Here is a 14,649-nt window from a genome sequence, read left to right as displayed (position 1 = left end):
TATTATTCGGAATAATCGGGGGTTACTCAATGAAAAAGCTGAAGAGAAGCGCAAGATTGGTAGAAATGACGCAATACCTGCTATTTCGCCCCCACTCTTTAATCCCTTTGACCACATTTGCAGAGCGATATGGCTCCGCCAAATCATCGATCAGTGAAGATCTCGCTATTATAAAAGAAGTTTTCGAAGAAGAGGGTCTAGGTGATTTACATACCCTTGCCGGTGCCGCTGGGGGAGTTAAATTTACCCCGAAGGTGCCTAAGGCAGCCTCGATGCACATCCTTGAGGAAATTCGCCAAGTACTGGAACAGCCCGATCGCTTGTTGCCAGGCGGCTATTTGTATATGAGTGATATATTGGGTCAGCCTAACTTGATTAATGAAGTGGGCAAGTTATTTGCCACCGCTTTTGCAGACAAGGAACTTGACGTTGTGATGACGGTTGAGACCAAGGGTATTCCGCTCGCGTATGCAACCGCTTCATTCCTTAATCTTCCTGTTGTCATTGTGCGGAGAGATAACCGGGTGACGGAGGGCTCTGCAGTCAGCATTAATTACGTGTCAGGCTCAACCAAACGAATCCAGACGATGACCTTAGGACGCAGAGCGCTCAAGGAACAATCCAAAGTGCTAATCATAGATGATTTCATGCGAGCTGGCGGTACGATCCAAGGTATGATCGATCTTCTACGTGAATTCAAGGCAACGGTTCAGGGTGTAGGCGTTCTGATTGAGTCAGCTGAAGTGGACGAGCATCTCATTGAGGATTACATTTCGGTAGCAAAGTTAACCGCGGCCGACCCGAAGACGAAGCAAATTTCGGTCATACCCGGCAATTATTTTGATGAGAGGGGAACAAACTAATGACGAACTCGATACAGCCTATAAAAACGGATGCGGCACCTGCAGCAATAGGACCTTATTCCCAGGCAATTGCTTTTGGAAACCTTATTTTTACATCGGGTCAGATTCCATTGGATACAGAAGGTAAGATTGTGGAAGGCGGGATTGCTGAGCAGACGCATCAAGTATTTCGCAACTTGTTCGCCGTGTTGGAAGAAGCGGGCGCTTCGTTCCAGGATGTGTTAAAAGCGACTGTATTTATCAAAGATATGGGGCAGTTCACTACCGTAAATGAGATCTATGCCACCTATTTTGGAGAGCATAAACCAGCGCGTTCAACAGTAGAAGTAGCAAGGCTTCCCAAGGATGTTCTTGTCGAAATTGAACTAATTGCAGCGAAAAATGTCGAAATAGTTTAAAAATAAAAAAAAGTTTATAAAATCAGCGTTAATACGGAAAAATTTAGAAGGAATTCGTACTGAAATGTGGAAGTATAAACCAAGTCCTGCATAAGGTAAAGGTGGTGAACACATTGCAAATTACTGATGTACGACTTCGCCGGGTTAACTCTGAGGGCAGAATGAAAGCGATTGCTTCCATTACAATTGATAATGAATTCGTGGTGCACGACATCCGAGTCATTGACGGAAATAATGGAATGTTCGTCGCGATGCCCAGCAAGCGGACACCGGATGGAGAATTCCGGGATATAGCTCATCCTATCTCTTCGACTACACGCGAGAAAATTCAAGCTGCTGTACTGGCTGAATATGAGAAAGTTTCTAGCGAAGAAGAAATGATTGAAGAAGGAGCATAAATATCTTGCATGTATGAGAGCCAATAGGCTCTCTTTTCTTTTTGAGCAAATTGGGATATATTCATGAGTGACTGACTTATCGGTACTCGTGTGCAGTACACAGTTGGCTGAATCAGAAGTTGGCCTTTGGAAAGCCAACTCATGTGGAGGAGATTTGACATTGCGAATACTAGGTATTATCTTAGCTGCAGGACAAGGTAAACGAATGAAATCCAAATTATATAAAGTGATGCATCCAGTATGTGGTAAACCTCTTGTTGGTCATGTGTTGGATGTTCTCGATGACGTAAAGGCAGATCGTAAAGTAGTCATCGTAGGACACGGGGCTGATACCGTTAAGGCTTATCTGGGCGATCGTGCCGAGTATGCGCTTCAAGCGGAACAGTTAGGAACAGGGCATGCCGCCCAGCAGGCTGAACAGTTGCTGGAGGGTGAAGAGGGCATAGCCGTAATAACTACTGGTGATACGCCGCTCATTACATCAGAGTCGCTCTCCGAGATGATTCAAATGCATATTAAGAACGGAGCAAGTGCCACGATCCTGACCGCCAAGCTGGATAACCCTCATGGGTACGGGCGGATCATACGGGATGACAATGGCTTTGTGACCAAGATTGTGGAGCAGAAGGATTGCTCTCCGGAGCAACTGTTAGTTCAAGAAATTAACACAGGCATCTGCTGTTTTGATAAGAAGAAATTGTTTGCCGCACTCCGGGAAGTGAAGAACGATAATTCGCAACAAGAGTTCTATTTGACAGATGTAATCGGAATTCTTAGCGAAGCTGGCGATAAAGTCGCGGGATACTGTACAGACGATGCCTCCGAAGGAATGGGTATTAACGATAGGGTTCAGTTAGCTGAGGCGGAGCAAGCGATGCGTACGCGTATCAATCGGAAACACATGCTGAATGGGGTAACCATCATAGACCCTGGCAATACTTATATTGAGAAGGAAGTTGTTATAGGAACAGATACAGTCATACACCCAGGGACCGTGCTTAGAGGCAATACCATTATTGGTGAGCAATGTGAAATCGGGCCTAACGCCGATATAACGGACTCCCGTATTGGCGATCAGGTAAACGTCCAATATTCTGTGCTAGTAGAGGCGGAAGTGGGCGAGGAGACCTCGGTTGGACCATACGCCTATTTGAGGCCAGGTGCTCAGGTAGGGAAGAAAGTGAAAATTGGCGACTTCGTTGAAATCAAGAATGCTATTATCGGGGACGGTTCTAAAGTGTCTCATTTGAGCTATATTGGAGATGCAAAAGTAGGGAAGAACGTGAATATTGGTTGCGGTGCGATTACGGTCAACTATGATGGGTTTAACAAGAATTTGACGGAAATCGGTGACGATGCATTCGTAGGAAGCAATGTAAATATGATTGCGCCGATCAAAATTGGTGAAGGTGCATATGTAGTGGCCGGGTCTACGATTACACACGAAGTAGAGGCCGGAGATCTCGCAATTGCTCGTGAACGGCAGACGAATAAGCCGGGGTATGCAGATAAGCTAAGACAGCGTTTCAAGGCGATCAAAGCAAAAAACAATAAATCGTGATTCGAATTTCCTTCAGATGGGTAAAGTATCAGGGAATACCTATGCCTAGAAGTCTGAAGGAGGATTCCCACAATGGACACAAATTTGAAGGTAGAACTTCGCGATAAGAGTGCAACTGGTTCTGAATTGAAGCAGATGCGTGCGAACGGACGTATCCCGGCTGTCGTATATGGCAAGAAAATCGGCAGTCTGCCAATCTCCGTTGATGAGAAGGCGCTAACGGCACTGCTGCGCAGTCCTCATAATGGAGTCATCACGATGGACATGCCTGACAAGGGCACCCATCCGGTTATGGTAGGCGGTATGGATCGCCACAAGCTGAATCGCAACGTTCTGCACATCGATTTCCATCAAATTAATATGAATGAACCGGTGCAAGCTAAGGTCAGCATAGAAATTCATGGCGACTCTCCTGGAGTTCGAGAAGGCGGAGTGATGACGGCGCTGCTGCATGAAGTGGAGGTCCGTTGTTTGCCTGATCGTCTGCCAACGGAGCTTCGTGTAGATATTAGCGAACTGGGTACAGGTGACAGTGTACTGGCAGGAGAGCTGAAGCTTCCATCCGATGTAGAACTCAAGACAGACGCCCATGCGGTTATTGTTACGATTCTTGTTCCTCAGAAGGCTGTGGAAGAGGAAGGCGAAGCAAGTGAGGGTACAGAAGATCAAGCGGAAGCCGAGCAAGCAGAAGCTGTTGATACTAAGTAAACCACTTCCAAGACTCTTCAGACTGAAAACTATAACGTTGCAAATTAACAAAAGGGTTACGTTCCGCTTGGAATCGTAACCTTTTTGTCGTAAAATCATACTGTCGTTAGTAACCCGGTCTAGAAACGAATGTAAAACACTCTCGACAGTAGTAGGTCTGGTTCATTTTGATGAAAGTATTCGTACACCGTTCTGCGAACCCAATATCTCTATGGAGATCAGCCATGTAAATCTGAATCGGCACTCCGTATTCGATATGGTCTTGAAAGTGTCGGTCATCTGTAATCACTTGACCGTTGGTATACATACGTTCACCTGCGCTTAACCGTAGAATAGGATATGAGCTATGACAATTCACAGGTGCGTTTTGTTGCACAAAAACAAAATGTTTTGGAGGAAATAGGATGAAGTGGATTGTAGGCTTAGGAAACCCCGGGGCACAGTATGCAGGAACGAGGCATAACGTAGGATTCATGGCGGTTGACGAAGCGGCAAAAGCTTGGGGCATATCCGTTACACAAGCTAAATTCAAAGCGCTCGTAGGAGAGGGTCATGTGAAGGGTGAGAAGGTCATTCTCATGAAGCCCATGACTTACATGAATTTGTCCGGGGAGTCCATCCGTGCAATGTTGGACTTCTACAAAGCGGATATTCAAGACGGACTTGTGCTCTATGATGATATGGATACCGCCTTCGGTCAAATCCGCTTGCGCTATCAAGGAAGTCCCGGCGGGCATAATGGCATTAAGTCCATTATTCAGCATACGGGTACTGCAATTTTTAATCGCATACGTATAGGTATATCGAGGCCGGTGCCTGGAACGGATATTGCGAACTATGTGTTATCAGATTTCCGTAAGGAAGAACAACGAGAGCTCCCGTTCGTATTAGGAACCACCCTCGAGGCTATGGAATTTTCCTTGCTTCATTCATTCGAACGGACAATGGCGAAATTCAATAAATAGAAGATTTAAGGCTAAAAGGCTCCATTCCTGTCCATACTAGAATTCATAATCAACAAGCATAGGAAGGGATGGGGAGGCATACCATGACTGTAAATTATATATGCCGGCATTGCGGCTCGGAGATGGGCCGGATACACAATGATCAGGTCAGTGAATATCGCCTGGGGTTCCATTTCTTGACCCCTGAGGAACGGGGCGATATAATAACCTATAACAACAGTAGCGGTGATGTGACGGTTAAGCTCACTTGCGTTTATTGCGAACAAGCGCTCGAAGCAAATCCAGAACTCAATTTGGTAACCAATCCGCTGCAGTAGCATTCCTAATTTAACAGAGCAAGACCTTGGCAGGCTCGCCTAGGTCTTCTTTTTGGTGGTTTTTTGGAGGAGGGTCATTTATGCAAACGATTCTGCGGAGTTTTTCCGAGGATTTGGATTTTCAAACCATAGTGTCAGGCGTACAATCTGGGATGAGAGAGCAGCTGGTCTCAGGGCTGTCGGGTTCTTCACGGCAGGTGATGATAGCTGCTTTATTGGAGCAGCTGAAGCGCCCCTTATTTGTCGTCACGCACAATATGTTTTCCGCACAAAAAATAATAGAGGACTTGTTGGAATGTTTGCCGGCGGATCAAGTGATCTTGTACCCCGCTAATGAGTTGCTTGTCACGGAGGCAGCTATAGCCAGTCCCGAGACGATGGCTCAACGCATCGATGCATTAACCCGTCTGTCGAATAATTTCAGAGGGGTGCTTGTTGCGCCTTTTGCAGGAGTCCGCAAGCTGCTGCCGCCTGGAAGTGTGTTCACTGATTCTCGTCTCAACCTGAAGGTGGGAGATCATGTTCAACTAGATGAACTCCTTCAGCGATTAGTAACACTCGGCTACGAACGAGTGGAACGAGTGGATGCCAAAGGGCAGATGAGTATTCGCGGGGGTATTCTCGATTTTTTCCCCCTGACCTCGGAGACTCCTTATCGCGTAGAGCTATTTGATGTGGAAGTAGACTCCATTCGCAGCTTCGATGTATCCGATCAAAGATCGATCGATAAATTTGATTCGGTTGAGATTACACCATGTCAAGAAATCATTGCCGACAGTAAGCGTTTACAATCGGCTGCTCAGCATGCCTATGAGCTTCTCCAAGAGCAGCTAGGCAAGATGACGGATCGGACTGTAAAGGATAAGCTCAAGGCAGAGATTGGACACGATATTGATCGTATGAGGGAAGGGCAGCATTTCCAAGGCATCAACAAGTATATATCGCTTCTGTATCCGGAACGGCATACGCTGATCAGCTATTTGGCCAAAGATGCGGTTCTGATCATTGATGAGCCCGCGAGATTGCAGGAGACTGCCAAGCAATTAGACCGGGACGAAGCAGAGTGGACGACCAGTCTGCTTCAAGAAGGTAAAACGTTGCCAGGCTTCGTGTTGTCCAAAGCCTATGAATCGCTGCTTCATCGGACTTCCTTTCCGACCTTATATTTGTCCTTATTCCTTCGTCAAGTGCCTCAGACGCAGCCGCAAAATATTGTGAACTTCATGTGCAGGGGGATGCAAAATTTCCATGGGCAGATGAATGTGCTGAAGTCGGAGATGGAGCGTTGGAAAAAGACCGGAGCTCGTGTAGTCGTACTCGCCAATGGAGAGGATCGAATCGATCGCGTTCGCAGAGTACTAAATGACTACGACATTGAGGAGCCTACGATTGTCAACGGCAATCTGCAGCTTGGCTTTGAGCTTCCTTCCGTGCGTTTGGTTGTTGTAACCGAAGGCGAAATGTTCACTCAGAAGAATCGTAAAGCCCGCAAAGTAGAGAAGAAAATTGACAATGCGGAGCGGATAAAAAGCTATAGTGAATTGAAAGTAGGCGACTATGTAGTCCATGTCAACCATGGAATCGGCAAATACATAGGGATCGGGACGCTCGAAATCAACGGGATGCATAAGGACTACATGCATATCCTATATGCTGGCGGCGATAAACTGTCTGTGCCGATCGAGCAAATTGACCTTATTCAGAAGTACGTGGGTTCCGAGGAAAAGGAACCGAAGGTTTATAAGCTAGGCGGGGCAGACTGGGCTAAGGTTAAGAGTAAAGTCCGCAGTACAGTGCAGGATATCGCGGATGATCTGATCAAGCTATATGCGGAGCGTCAGCTTACGAAGGGGTATGCGTTTAATTCAGACACTCCGTATCAACAGGAATTCGAGGGCATGTTCCCTTATGAGGAGACCGTTGACCAGCTTCGGGCTATTGAGGAAATCAAGAAGGATATGGAAGAGCCGCGTCCGATGGATCGTCTATTATGCGGTGACGTAGGGTACGGGAAGACCGAGGTGGCTATACGGGCTGCATTCAAGTCTGCAATTGACGGGAAGCAAGTAGCGGTTCTCGTCCCAACGACGATTCTGGCTCAGCAGCATTATGAGACGTTCCGTGAACGTTTCTCCGGCTACCCGTTCAATATTCAAGTGTTAAGCAGATTCCGTTCCAAGAAGGAACAGAACGATACGATGAAAGGCATTAAGTCGGGAACGGTTGATGTGGTAATCGGTACTCATCGTCTGCTATCTGCAGATGTTCAATTCAAGGAATTAGGGTTGCTGATCGTGGATGAGGAACAGAGATTCGGCGTTTCCCATAAGGAGAAGCTGAAGAAGCTGAAGATGAATGTGGATGTCCTCACCCTTACAGCTACACCGATTCCGCGGACTCTTCATATGTCCATGCTTGGAGTGCGTGACCTGTCGGTCATCGAGACTCCGCCTGAGAATCGTTTTCCGGTGCAGACTTATGTCGTTGAACATAGCAATGCCTTGACCCGTGAAGCGATTGAGCGTGAATTGGCGCGTGAAGGACAGGTGTACTATTTGTTCAACCGCGTGCAAGGCATCAATCAAATGGCCGAGCAAATCTCGATGCTAGTACCGGATGCCCGAGTAGGTGTGGCTCACGGACAGATGTCAGAGCAGGAGTTGGAGCGAACCATTCTTGACTTCCTGGACGGCGAGTATGATGTGCTTGTCAGCACAAGTATTATTGAGACTGGCGTCGATATTCCGAACGTGAATACATTAATTGTTCACGATGCGGACAAAATGGGTTTATCCCAGTTGTATCAGCTCCGAGGCCGTGTGGGACGCTCGAATCGAATCGCTTATGCCTACTTCACCTATCAGCGTGATAAAGTGCTAACTGAGGTGGCGGAGAAGCGGCTTCAGGCAATAAAAGAGTTTACAGAACTAGGTTCGGGGTTTAAAATTGCGATGAGGGACTTGGCCATTCGAGGAGCAGGTAATTTGCTTGGAGCTGAGCAGCATGGATTTATCGCGTCTGTGGGCTTCGATCTTTATTCACAAATGCTAGGAGAAGAAATTGCTAAGCGTAAGGCTGAGATGTCGGGTACACCAATTGAGCAAGCTAAGCCGGTAAGCACTCAGATTGACTTGACGCTCGACGCCTATTTACCTTCCGATTATATTTATGATAGTATGCAGAAGATTGAGCTGTACAAAAAAGTAGCAAATATCCGTACCCTGGAAGAAGCATCGGATTTATACGAGGAAATCGAGGATCGATTCGGCAACCTGCCGGATGCAGTGATGAATTTGTTAACTGTAGCGAGACTGAAAGTATTCGGAGCCCAGTATGCGATTGAATCCATAGTGCAAAAAGGAGAAGATATTCTGCTCAAAATCGACCCGCGAGAGAACGGTAAGCTGAACGGCCAAAAGCTTCACGCTCTGTCCACACAATTCGAAGGCCGAATCAAGCTTGTTGCCGGCACGCAAATCATCATTCAGGTGAAATGCAGAGGATTCCAGCCTGAACAATCCGTGGAGCTCGTGGAAAGATTCTTGGTACAATATAAAGAGGCCATCAAATCGAAAGGGGAGTTGCAAGATGTTGCAAATCAATAAATCCTATTCTCGAACACTACTATTAGGCTTAATTGCAGTTGTCCTGACGATGGCGGTCTTGAGCGGTTGCGGCAAAAAAGACAAAGAGGTTACTGGTGAAGTTGTTGCCACATACAAAGATGGGGGGAAAGTTACGCGAGCTGAATTTAACTCCTATGTAGGTGCAACTAAATTTTTCTACCCGATGTATGCTCAGTATGAAGCCGATCCTTCTTTCCAGGAGCATATGGCGAAGCAGCTCGTTTCGTTCCGACTGTTGGCTAAGAATGCAGACAGTGCAACGAAGAAGGAAGCAGAGACCAAGACGAAGGATCAAATGGATCAAATCACTAATTATTTTAAACAGAATGGCCAGGATCTGGCTACACAATTGAAAGAGCTCAATGTTACGCAAGATGACATTAAGAATTATGTTCAGATGAGCATGACGGTGTTGACCAATGCGGAGAAGAAAGTGACTGACGATCAGGTCAAAGCCAAGTATGACGAGAAAGCCAGTGCAAAGGCTCTTGATGTTGCTACGGTAAGTCATATTCTAGTCATGCTGCAGGATGAGACAGGCAAAGATATTCGTACCAAGGAAGAAGCGCTGAAGCGGGCTAAAGAAGTAAAGGACAAGCTCGATAAGGGCGGAGATTTTGCAGCATTAGCCAAAGAATATTCCGAAGATCCAGGCTCCAAAGATAATGGCGGTAAGTACGAAGATGCCGATCCTAACCAATGGGTGGAGAACTTCAAGAATGCCGCTCTTACCTTGCCTTTGAATAAGATCAGTGATCCGATCGAGACGGAATACGGTTATCATGTAATGAGAGTCGATTCACGCAAAACCAAAACGTTGGATGAGGAAAAGGCTAACATTAAGAGTGAGTTGGCTGAAGTCCAAATTACTGATTTCATGGAGAAAGAACTGCCGAACTACGAGTTGAAGCTTGAGAATCTGACTCCTTCGGCGTCACCAAGTGCTTCTCCAGTAGCTTCTCCTGCTGCTTCACCATCGGCATCACCTGCGAAATAAGGAACAAGCAATAGCTGACCCCGCTCATAAGAGTGGGGTCGATCCTTTACGAGGGAACAAAGTTCCAGGTGCCTGCAAAAATATTCGGAATTGTCTTCGAATGCCCTCTTCACTTTGTAGGTCCAATGTATAAGAATTTGGGAGCCGTAACATACTATGGGCAGATAACAAAAATCAACGCCAGCTCCCATACAACAAGAGATCGCCATATCCACACCTTCATTTGGAAAGAGAGGCAACCAGAGATATGAAAGCTACAGGAATCGTACGTCGGATTGATGATTTAGGCAGGGTCGTAATTCCCAAAGAAATTCGCCGCACATTGCGTATTCGAGAAGGGGACCCATTAGAAATATTCGTGGACCGGGACGGAGAAGTTATACTTAAGAAATACTCTCCGATAGGAGAGCTAGGGGATTTCGCCAAGGAGTACGCGGAATCGTTATATGAGAGCACGAACCACATAACCCTTATCTCAGACCGTGACACCTTCATTGCCGTAGCAGGAGGCTCCAAGAAGGAATTTTTGGACAAGCAGATTGGTCAGAGTGTGGAGACGAATATGGAGCAACGCAGATCCACATTGGAGACGAATGCTGGTCAATACGATTTGGCCAAAGACTTGAACGAGAATTATAGCTCGTTCGTGATTGCTCCGATCGTGGCTGGAGGAGATCCTATTGGCTCCGTTATCTTATTGTCGAGGGACGAATCCATTAAGATGGGTCAGATGGAGCTTAAGATGGCAGAGACGGCTGCTGCTTTCCTGGCCAAACAAATGGAACAGTAATACAGCATCTACAAGTGCTGACAAGACAGAAGCTTCACGGGAGAAGAGTTTTCTTAACCGGGAAGCTTTTTTATTTTGGCCGGGGTTAAGGTATAATAGGACGGACATGTACATTTGCAGGCAAATGATAGGCTTAATGCTTATGCTATAGTTTGCTTGGCCAATGGTTGAGGAGGAACGGTATGAGCAGCCAGGTGAGTCCTGGTGGTAAGCCCTCCAAGCGGTTATTGCAGGGAGCGGCTATTCTTGGGCTTGCTGCAATCCTTTCCAAGGTGCTTGGAACGATTCAGAAAATTCCACTGCAGAATATTGCCGGGGACGGAGTTTTTGGCATTTATAACGCGGTATATCCGCTCTATACATTTCTGCTAGTCTTAGCAACTGCCGGAATCCCGATAGCAGTATCTAAGTTCGTATCCGAGGAGATGGCGGCGGGGAGAGCCTTAAGCGCCAGACAGGTGCTTGGGCTTGCAAATCGGTTAATGGCGGCTATAGGTATCGTCGGCTTCTTGCTGTTGTATGGGGGAGCAGATCTATTGGCCGCTTGGATCGGCAACGATCAGACCGAGAGCGCCATACGCAGCATCTCCTTCGCCATGCTGTTCATGCCCTTGACCGCCGCATTGCGGGGGTACTTCCAAGGGCTGCACGATATGCTGCCTACCGCGGTGTCCCAGGTGGCAGAGCAGTTCGTGCGCGTGGGCGTGATGATCACGCTGTTGCTTGTGCTCGTCGGGCGCGGAGCCTCCGACGCTGCCATTGCCGCCGGCGCCACGTTCGGCTCGGCGGCGGGATCTGCCGCCGCTTTGGTGGCGGCGCTGCTCTTCTGGCGCGCGCATCGCCGCCGGCAGGGTGTGGCGGAACTTGTAGACGGAGTTTATACGGGAACCAGCCGCCAGTTGCATAAGCAGCCGTTGTTGCGGCGGTTCATCGTATATGCAGTGCCCGTCTGCCTAGGCGCCGCCGTTCTACCGCTGTTAACCTTGGTGGACACATTCACAATGCCGCGGTTGCTTCACGCTTCCGGATTGGATCAAGCTGAGGCAATGGCGGAGTTCGGATTGTATAATCACGGGATGCCGCTAGTCCAATTGGTATCCATGATTGTGACAACCATCTCTGTTGTCCTTATCCCTGCTATCACAGAGGCTCGTTCACGCGGGGATGAGGGTTTGATTCGACGAACGGCAGGTCTATTCTTACGGTTCGCCTGGCTTATCGGACTAGCCGCATCGGTCGGATTGGCTGTTCTGGCAAGGCCGCTTAATATTATGCTGTACGCCGACGCTGACGGCTCCGGCGTAATGGCCATTCTAGCCTGCACCGCCGTCTTCGGCGTCGTGCAGATCGTCTCCGGCACGCTGCTGCAGGGGCTCGGGGCGGAACGCGCCCCTGTGTACTACCTGCTCGTCGCCGTCGCCGTCAAGATCGCCCTCAACCTGGCGCTCATGCCCCTCTGGGGCATTCATGGCGCCGCGGTTGCGGCTGTTGCGGCCTACGCCACGGCGGCCGCACTGAACTGCATCCGGCTCAGCCGGATGCTTCCCACGCGCCTCGCGTGGGGCCGCGATGCGGCCGGGCCCGCGGCTGCCGCCGCGCTCATGGCCGCAGGGCTCGCGGCCTGGCTCGGCGCGGCAGCGCTGGCGCTCGGCGCGCTGCCTGCTGCGCCGCCTGAGCGTGCGGCGCAAACGGCTGTGGCGCTGAGCGCCGTAGCCCTAGGCGGCCTCATCTATGCCGCCGCCCTGTTTCGCGCCCGCGCGATTACGGCTGCCGATCTGGCAGCCCTGCCGAAGCTCGGCCCGAAGCTGCTCCCGCTGCTGCGGAGGCTGCGCATCGTACCCCAAGATGAAAGGAATCGATCCTTATGAGTGCATCGATCGTTATAGTAGGATTAGGCTCTGGAGATGAGAACCAACTGACTCTGGGAGTCTGGAAGCGGCTGCAGTCCGCCCAAGCTTTATATCTGCGCACGGCTCACCATCCGGTAACCGCATGGCTGGACCAACAAGGACTTACATATCATACATTTGATGCTCTTTACGAGGAGAACAATACATTCTCAGAGGTTTACGGAAGGATAGTGGAGGAGCTGCTTCAGGCAGCATCCCAATCCCAACAGGAGGTCATTTATGCGGTTCCTGGACATCCTATGGTTGCCGAGTCCACCACACTAATGCTGCGTTCCGCATGCCCGGAGTTAGGGATTGAGCTTGAGATCATAGGCGGGGAAAGCTTCCTCGACCAAGCCTTCACCCGTCTTGGCTTCGATCCCATTGATGGCTTCGTGCTGTTGGATGCAACGAATCTGGATGGTCACAGACCTCAGCCCCGCTTACATACCTTGATCGCTCAAGTCTATGATGGATTCACGGCTTCTGAGGTCAAGCTGCACTTGATGAGCACTTATCCGGATGATTACGTAGTCGTGGTAGGTCACCAGCTGGGGGTTTACGGGGAAGAAAGCATTGTAACTGTTCCGTTATACGAATTGGATCGAATTGAAGGCTATGGCAATCTCTCTCTTGTGTGGGTTCCTGCTAGTGAGGAGTCCGATCTTCGCAAACGATCCTTTGATCGACTTCATGAGATTGTAGAGATTCTTCGAAGTCCGGAGGGCTGCCCTTGGGACCGTGAGCAGACCCATTCGAGCATTCGTAAGAACCTGATCGAAGAAACCTATGAAGTGCTTGAGACTATCGATGATGATGACCCTGATGCGATGTGCGAAGAGTTGGGTGACCTGCTGCTCCAGGTGTTGCTGCATGCGCAAATGGAAGAGGAGACCGGGGCTTTCGACGTCTATGACGTGCTGGAAGAGCTGCATGACAAGTTGATACGCCGCCATCCTCATGTGTTCGGGGAACGTGCAGCAGGTGATGCAGAGGAAGCGTTACAGCATTGGAATGCTATGAAGCTTGAGGAGAAGAAGAGCCAAGGAATCGAAGCGCAAGTGCAATCCGTATTGGCTGGAGTGCCTCGGGATTTGCCAGGTCTGATGAAAGCTTACAAGCTGCAGAAAAAAGCAGCCCAAGTCGGATTTGACTGGAAGCAAATGGAGGATGTGTACGCCAAAATTGAGGAAGAGCTCGTCGAGCTCCGAGAGGCCTCTCCGGAGGAACGGGTGGATGAGCTTGGGGACCTGCTGTTTGCAGTGGTGAACTTGGCTCGATTCATGAAAATTGATCCGGAGGAAGCCATTGCCTCCACAAACCGCAAGTTTACTTCCAGATTCAACTTTATCGAGCAGCGCCTGAAGGCAGAAGGCCGTTCAATTGAGCATTCAAACCTGGAAGAAATGGAAAAGTTATGGCAATTAGCAAAAAAACTTTAGGAAAATCTGCTTTTGTAGAAGGATTTTCCTTGGCAATCAAGAATACTTCTACCGTGCAAGCAAAAATAAAAGCGAAGCTTAACAAGCAAAAGCTTAAATCTTTAGGAGGAATTCACAAATGAACAAAACAGACTTGGTAAACAACATCGCTACAAAAAGCGGATTGTCCAAAAAGGACGTAGAATCGGTATTGAACGGATTTTTAGGTGAAGTAACAGACGCATTGTCCACTGGCGACAAAGTTCAACTGATCGGCTTCGGCACGTTCGAAACTCGTACTCGTTCGGGTCGCACAGGCCGTAACCCGCAAACCGGCCAAGAAATCAAAATCCCTTCCTCGAAGGTGCCTGCTTTCAAAGCGGGTAACAAGCTTAAAGAAGCGGTAAAATAATGCGTCTAGACAAATTCCTTAAAGTATCCAGATTAATCAAACGGCGAACAGTAGCCAAAGATGTGTCTGATCAGGGACGAATCTGGATTAACGGCAGGGAAGCGAAGGCGAGCTCAACCGTAAAGGTCGGGGACGAACTATTGATTCAATTCGGACAAAAGCGGGTCACCGTCCGGATCGAACGAATCGTAGAGACAACCCGGAAAGACGAAGCCGCCGAGATGTATACAGTGATCCGTGAGGAGTCGAACTCCACAAGCTAGCACCACAGACAGATGAGGCCTATCTCTTGATAGTGCCTCTT

At 48.7% G+C, this 14,649-nt stretch carries 16 protein-coding genes; 15 read left to right on the top strand and 1 reads right to left on the bottom strand.

What is annotated here, in order from left to right; genetic code table 11:
• The first annotated feature begins 29 nt into the window (after positions 1–29).
• From purR to AC58QD_RS30940, 5 genes are all read left to right on the top strand, one after another.
• Complete coding sequence (purR, locus tag AC58QD_RS30960) at positions 30–863, top strand: pur operon repressor (protein WP_497338908.1); 834 nt, start codon at positions 30–32, stop codon at positions 861–863.
• The gene (locus AC58QD_RS30955; RefSeq protein WP_497338907.1) at positions 863–1,261 is read left to right on the top strand and encodes a RidA family protein; all 399 of its coding nucleotides are present in this window, start codon (positions 863–865) and stop codon (positions 1,259–1,261) included. Before purR ends, AC58QD_RS30955 begins: the two co-directional genes overlap by 1 nt.
• A 113-nt stretch (positions 1,262–1,374) precedes the next feature.
• Entirely contained in the window at positions 1,375–1,659 is a 285-nt protein-coding gene (spoVG, locus tag AC58QD_RS30950; RefSeq protein ID WP_405460949.1) for a septation regulator SpoVG, read from the top strand.
• Positions 1,660–1,819: 160 nt separating this feature from the next.
• Positions 1,820–3,220 carry a bifunctional UDP-N-acetylglucosamine diphosphorylase/glucosamine-1-phosphate N-acetyltransferase GlmU gene (gene glmU / locus AC58QD_RS30945; protein ID WP_497338906.1) on the top strand — a complete coding sequence of 467 codons (1,401 nt, stop codon included), beginning with the start codon at positions 1,820–1,822 and terminating at the stop codon, positions 3,218–3,220.
• A 72-nt stretch (positions 3,221–3,292) separates the two neighbouring features.
• Positions 3,293–3,928, top strand: a complete 636-nt coding sequence (locus tag AC58QD_RS30940) for a 50S ribosomal protein L25 (RefSeq protein ID WP_497338905.1) — start codon at positions 3,293–3,295, stop codon at positions 3,926–3,928.
• 106 nt (positions 3,929–4,034) lie between these two features.
• On the opposite strand, the gene AC58QD_RS30935 is transcribed toward AC58QD_RS30940, so the two are convergent.
• Positions 4,035–4,235 carry a hypothetical protein gene (locus AC58QD_RS30935; protein WP_497338904.1) on the bottom strand — a complete coding sequence of 67 codons (201 nt, stop codon included), beginning with the start codon at positions 4,233–4,235 and terminating at the stop codon, positions 4,035–4,037.
• A 97-nt stretch (positions 4,236–4,332) separates the two neighbouring features.
• Between AC58QD_RS30935 and pth the strand changes: the two genes are divergently transcribed.
• The 10 genes from pth (at position 4,333) to AC58QD_RS30885 (ending at position 14,608) form a co-directional block, all read left to right on the top strand.
• A complete protein-coding gene (gene pth / locus AC58QD_RS30930) occupies positions 4,333–4,893 on the top strand; it encodes an aminoacyl-tRNA hydrolase (RefSeq protein WP_497338903.1) in 561 nt (186 codons plus the stop codon).
• Positions 4,894–4,976: 83 nt separating this feature from the next.
• Positions 4,977–5,210, top strand: a complete 234-nt coding sequence (gene fin / locus AC58QD_RS30925) for an anti-sigma-F factor Fin (RefSeq protein WP_497338902.1) — start codon at positions 4,977–4,979, stop codon at positions 5,208–5,210.
• Between the two features lie 80 nt (positions 5,211–5,290).
• Positions 5,291–8,815, top strand: coding sequence for a transcription-repair coupling factor (mfd, locus tag AC58QD_RS30920; protein ID WP_497338901.1), 3,525 nt, complete (start codon positions 5,291–5,293; stop codon positions 8,813–8,815).
• A complete protein-coding gene (locus AC58QD_RS30915) occupies positions 8,799–9,833 on the top strand; it encodes a peptidylprolyl isomerase (protein ID WP_497338900.1) in 1,035 nt (344 codons plus the stop codon). The genes mfd and AC58QD_RS30915 overlap by 17 nt, the downstream gene beginning before the upstream one ends.
• 247 nt (positions 9,834–10,080) lie before the next feature.
• Positions 10,081–10,623: a stage V sporulation protein T gene (gene spoVT, locus AC58QD_RS30910; RefSeq protein ID WP_497338899.1), complete on the top strand. Its 543-nt coding sequence runs from the start codon at positions 10,081–10,083 to the stop codon at positions 10,621–10,623.
• Positions 10,624–10,805: 182 nt separating this feature from the next.
• Positions 10,806–12,491: a putative polysaccharide biosynthesis protein gene (locus AC58QD_RS30905; RefSeq protein ID WP_497338898.1), complete on the top strand. Its 1,686-nt coding sequence runs from the start codon at positions 10,806–10,808 to the stop codon at positions 12,489–12,491.
• A complete protein-coding gene (yabN, locus tag AC58QD_RS30900) occupies positions 12,488–13,954 on the top strand; it encodes a bifunctional methyltransferase/pyrophosphohydrolase YabN (protein ID WP_497338897.1) in 1,467 nt (488 codons plus the stop codon). Before AC58QD_RS30905 ends, yabN begins: the two co-directional genes overlap by 4 nt.
• Positions 13,930–14,076, top strand: a complete 147-nt coding sequence (locus AC58QD_RS30895; protein WP_497338896.1) for a hypothetical protein — start codon at positions 13,930–13,932, stop codon at positions 14,074–14,076. Before yabN ends, AC58QD_RS30895 begins: the two co-directional genes overlap by 25 nt.
• Positions 14,073–14,345, top strand: coding sequence for an HU family DNA-binding protein (locus AC58QD_RS30890; RefSeq protein WP_477541714.1), 273 nt, complete (start codon positions 14,073–14,075; stop codon positions 14,343–14,345). Before AC58QD_RS30895 ends, AC58QD_RS30890 begins: the two co-directional genes overlap by 4 nt.
• On the top strand, positions 14,345–14,608 hold the full coding sequence (locus AC58QD_RS30885) for an RNA-binding S4 domain-containing protein (protein WP_497338895.1): 264 nt from the start codon (positions 14,345–14,347) through the stop codon (positions 14,606–14,608). Before AC58QD_RS30890 ends, AC58QD_RS30885 begins: the two co-directional genes overlap by 1 nt.
• Positions 14,609–14,649: the final 41 nt, after the last annotated feature.

It is taken from the genome of Paenibacillus sp. J2R1T-4 (assembly GCF_059692235.1).
This window is presented reverse-complemented; position numbering and strand designations above follow the sequence as displayed.

Excerpts from the sequence above, each read along its gene's own strand:
- AC58QD_RS30935 (WP_497338904.1), bottom strand. The coding sequence starts at position 4,235 with ATGTATACCAACGGTCAAGTGATTACAGATGACCGACACTTTCAAGAC.
- purR (WP_497338908.1), top strand. The coding sequence starts at position 30 with ATGAAAAAGCTGAAGAGAAGCGCAAGATTGGTAGAAATGACGCAATAC.
- AC58QD_RS30890 (WP_477541714.1), top strand. The coding sequence starts at position 14,073 with ATGAACAAAACAGACTTGGTAAACAACATCGCTACAAAAAGCGGATTG.
- AC58QD_RS30940 (WP_497338905.1), top strand. The coding sequence starts at position 3,293 with ATGGACACAAATTTGAAGGTAGAACTTCGCGATAAGAGTGCAACTGGT.
- AC58QD_RS30915 (WP_497338900.1), top strand. The coding sequence starts at position 8,799 with ATGTTGCAAATCAATAAATCCTATTCTCGAACACTACTATTAGGCTTA.
- yabN (WP_497338897.1), top strand. The coding sequence starts at position 12,488 with ATGAGTGCATCGATCGTTATAGTAGGATTAGGCTCTGGAGATGAGAAC.
- mfd (WP_497338901.1), top strand. The coding sequence starts at position 5,291 with ATGCAAACGATTCTGCGGAGTTTTTCCGAGGATTTGGATTTTCAAACC.
- AC58QD_RS30895 (WP_497338896.1), top strand. The coding sequence starts at position 13,930 with ATGGCAATTAGCAAAAAAACTTTAGGAAAATCTGCTTTTGTAGAAGGA.
- pth (WP_497338903.1), top strand. The coding sequence starts at position 4,333 with ATGAAGTGGATTGTAGGCTTAGGAAACCCCGGGGCACAGTATGCAGGA.
- AC58QD_RS30885 (WP_497338895.1), top strand. The coding sequence starts at position 14,345 with ATGCGTCTAGACAAATTCCTTAAAGTATCCAGATTAATCAAACGGCGA.
- spoVT (WP_497338899.1), top strand. The coding sequence starts at position 10,081 with ATGAAAGCTACAGGAATCGTACGTCGGATTGATGATTTAGGCAGGGTC.
- AC58QD_RS30955 (WP_497338907.1), top strand. The coding sequence starts at position 863 with ATGACGAACTCGATACAGCCTATAAAAACGGATGCGGCACCTGCAGCA.
- fin (WP_497338902.1), top strand. The coding sequence starts at position 4,977 with ATGACTGTAAATTATATATGCCGGCATTGCGGCTCGGAGATGGGCCGG.
- AC58QD_RS30905 (WP_497338898.1), top strand. The coding sequence starts at position 10,806 with ATGAGCAGCCAGGTGAGTCCTGGTGGTAAGCCCTCCAAGCGGTTATTG.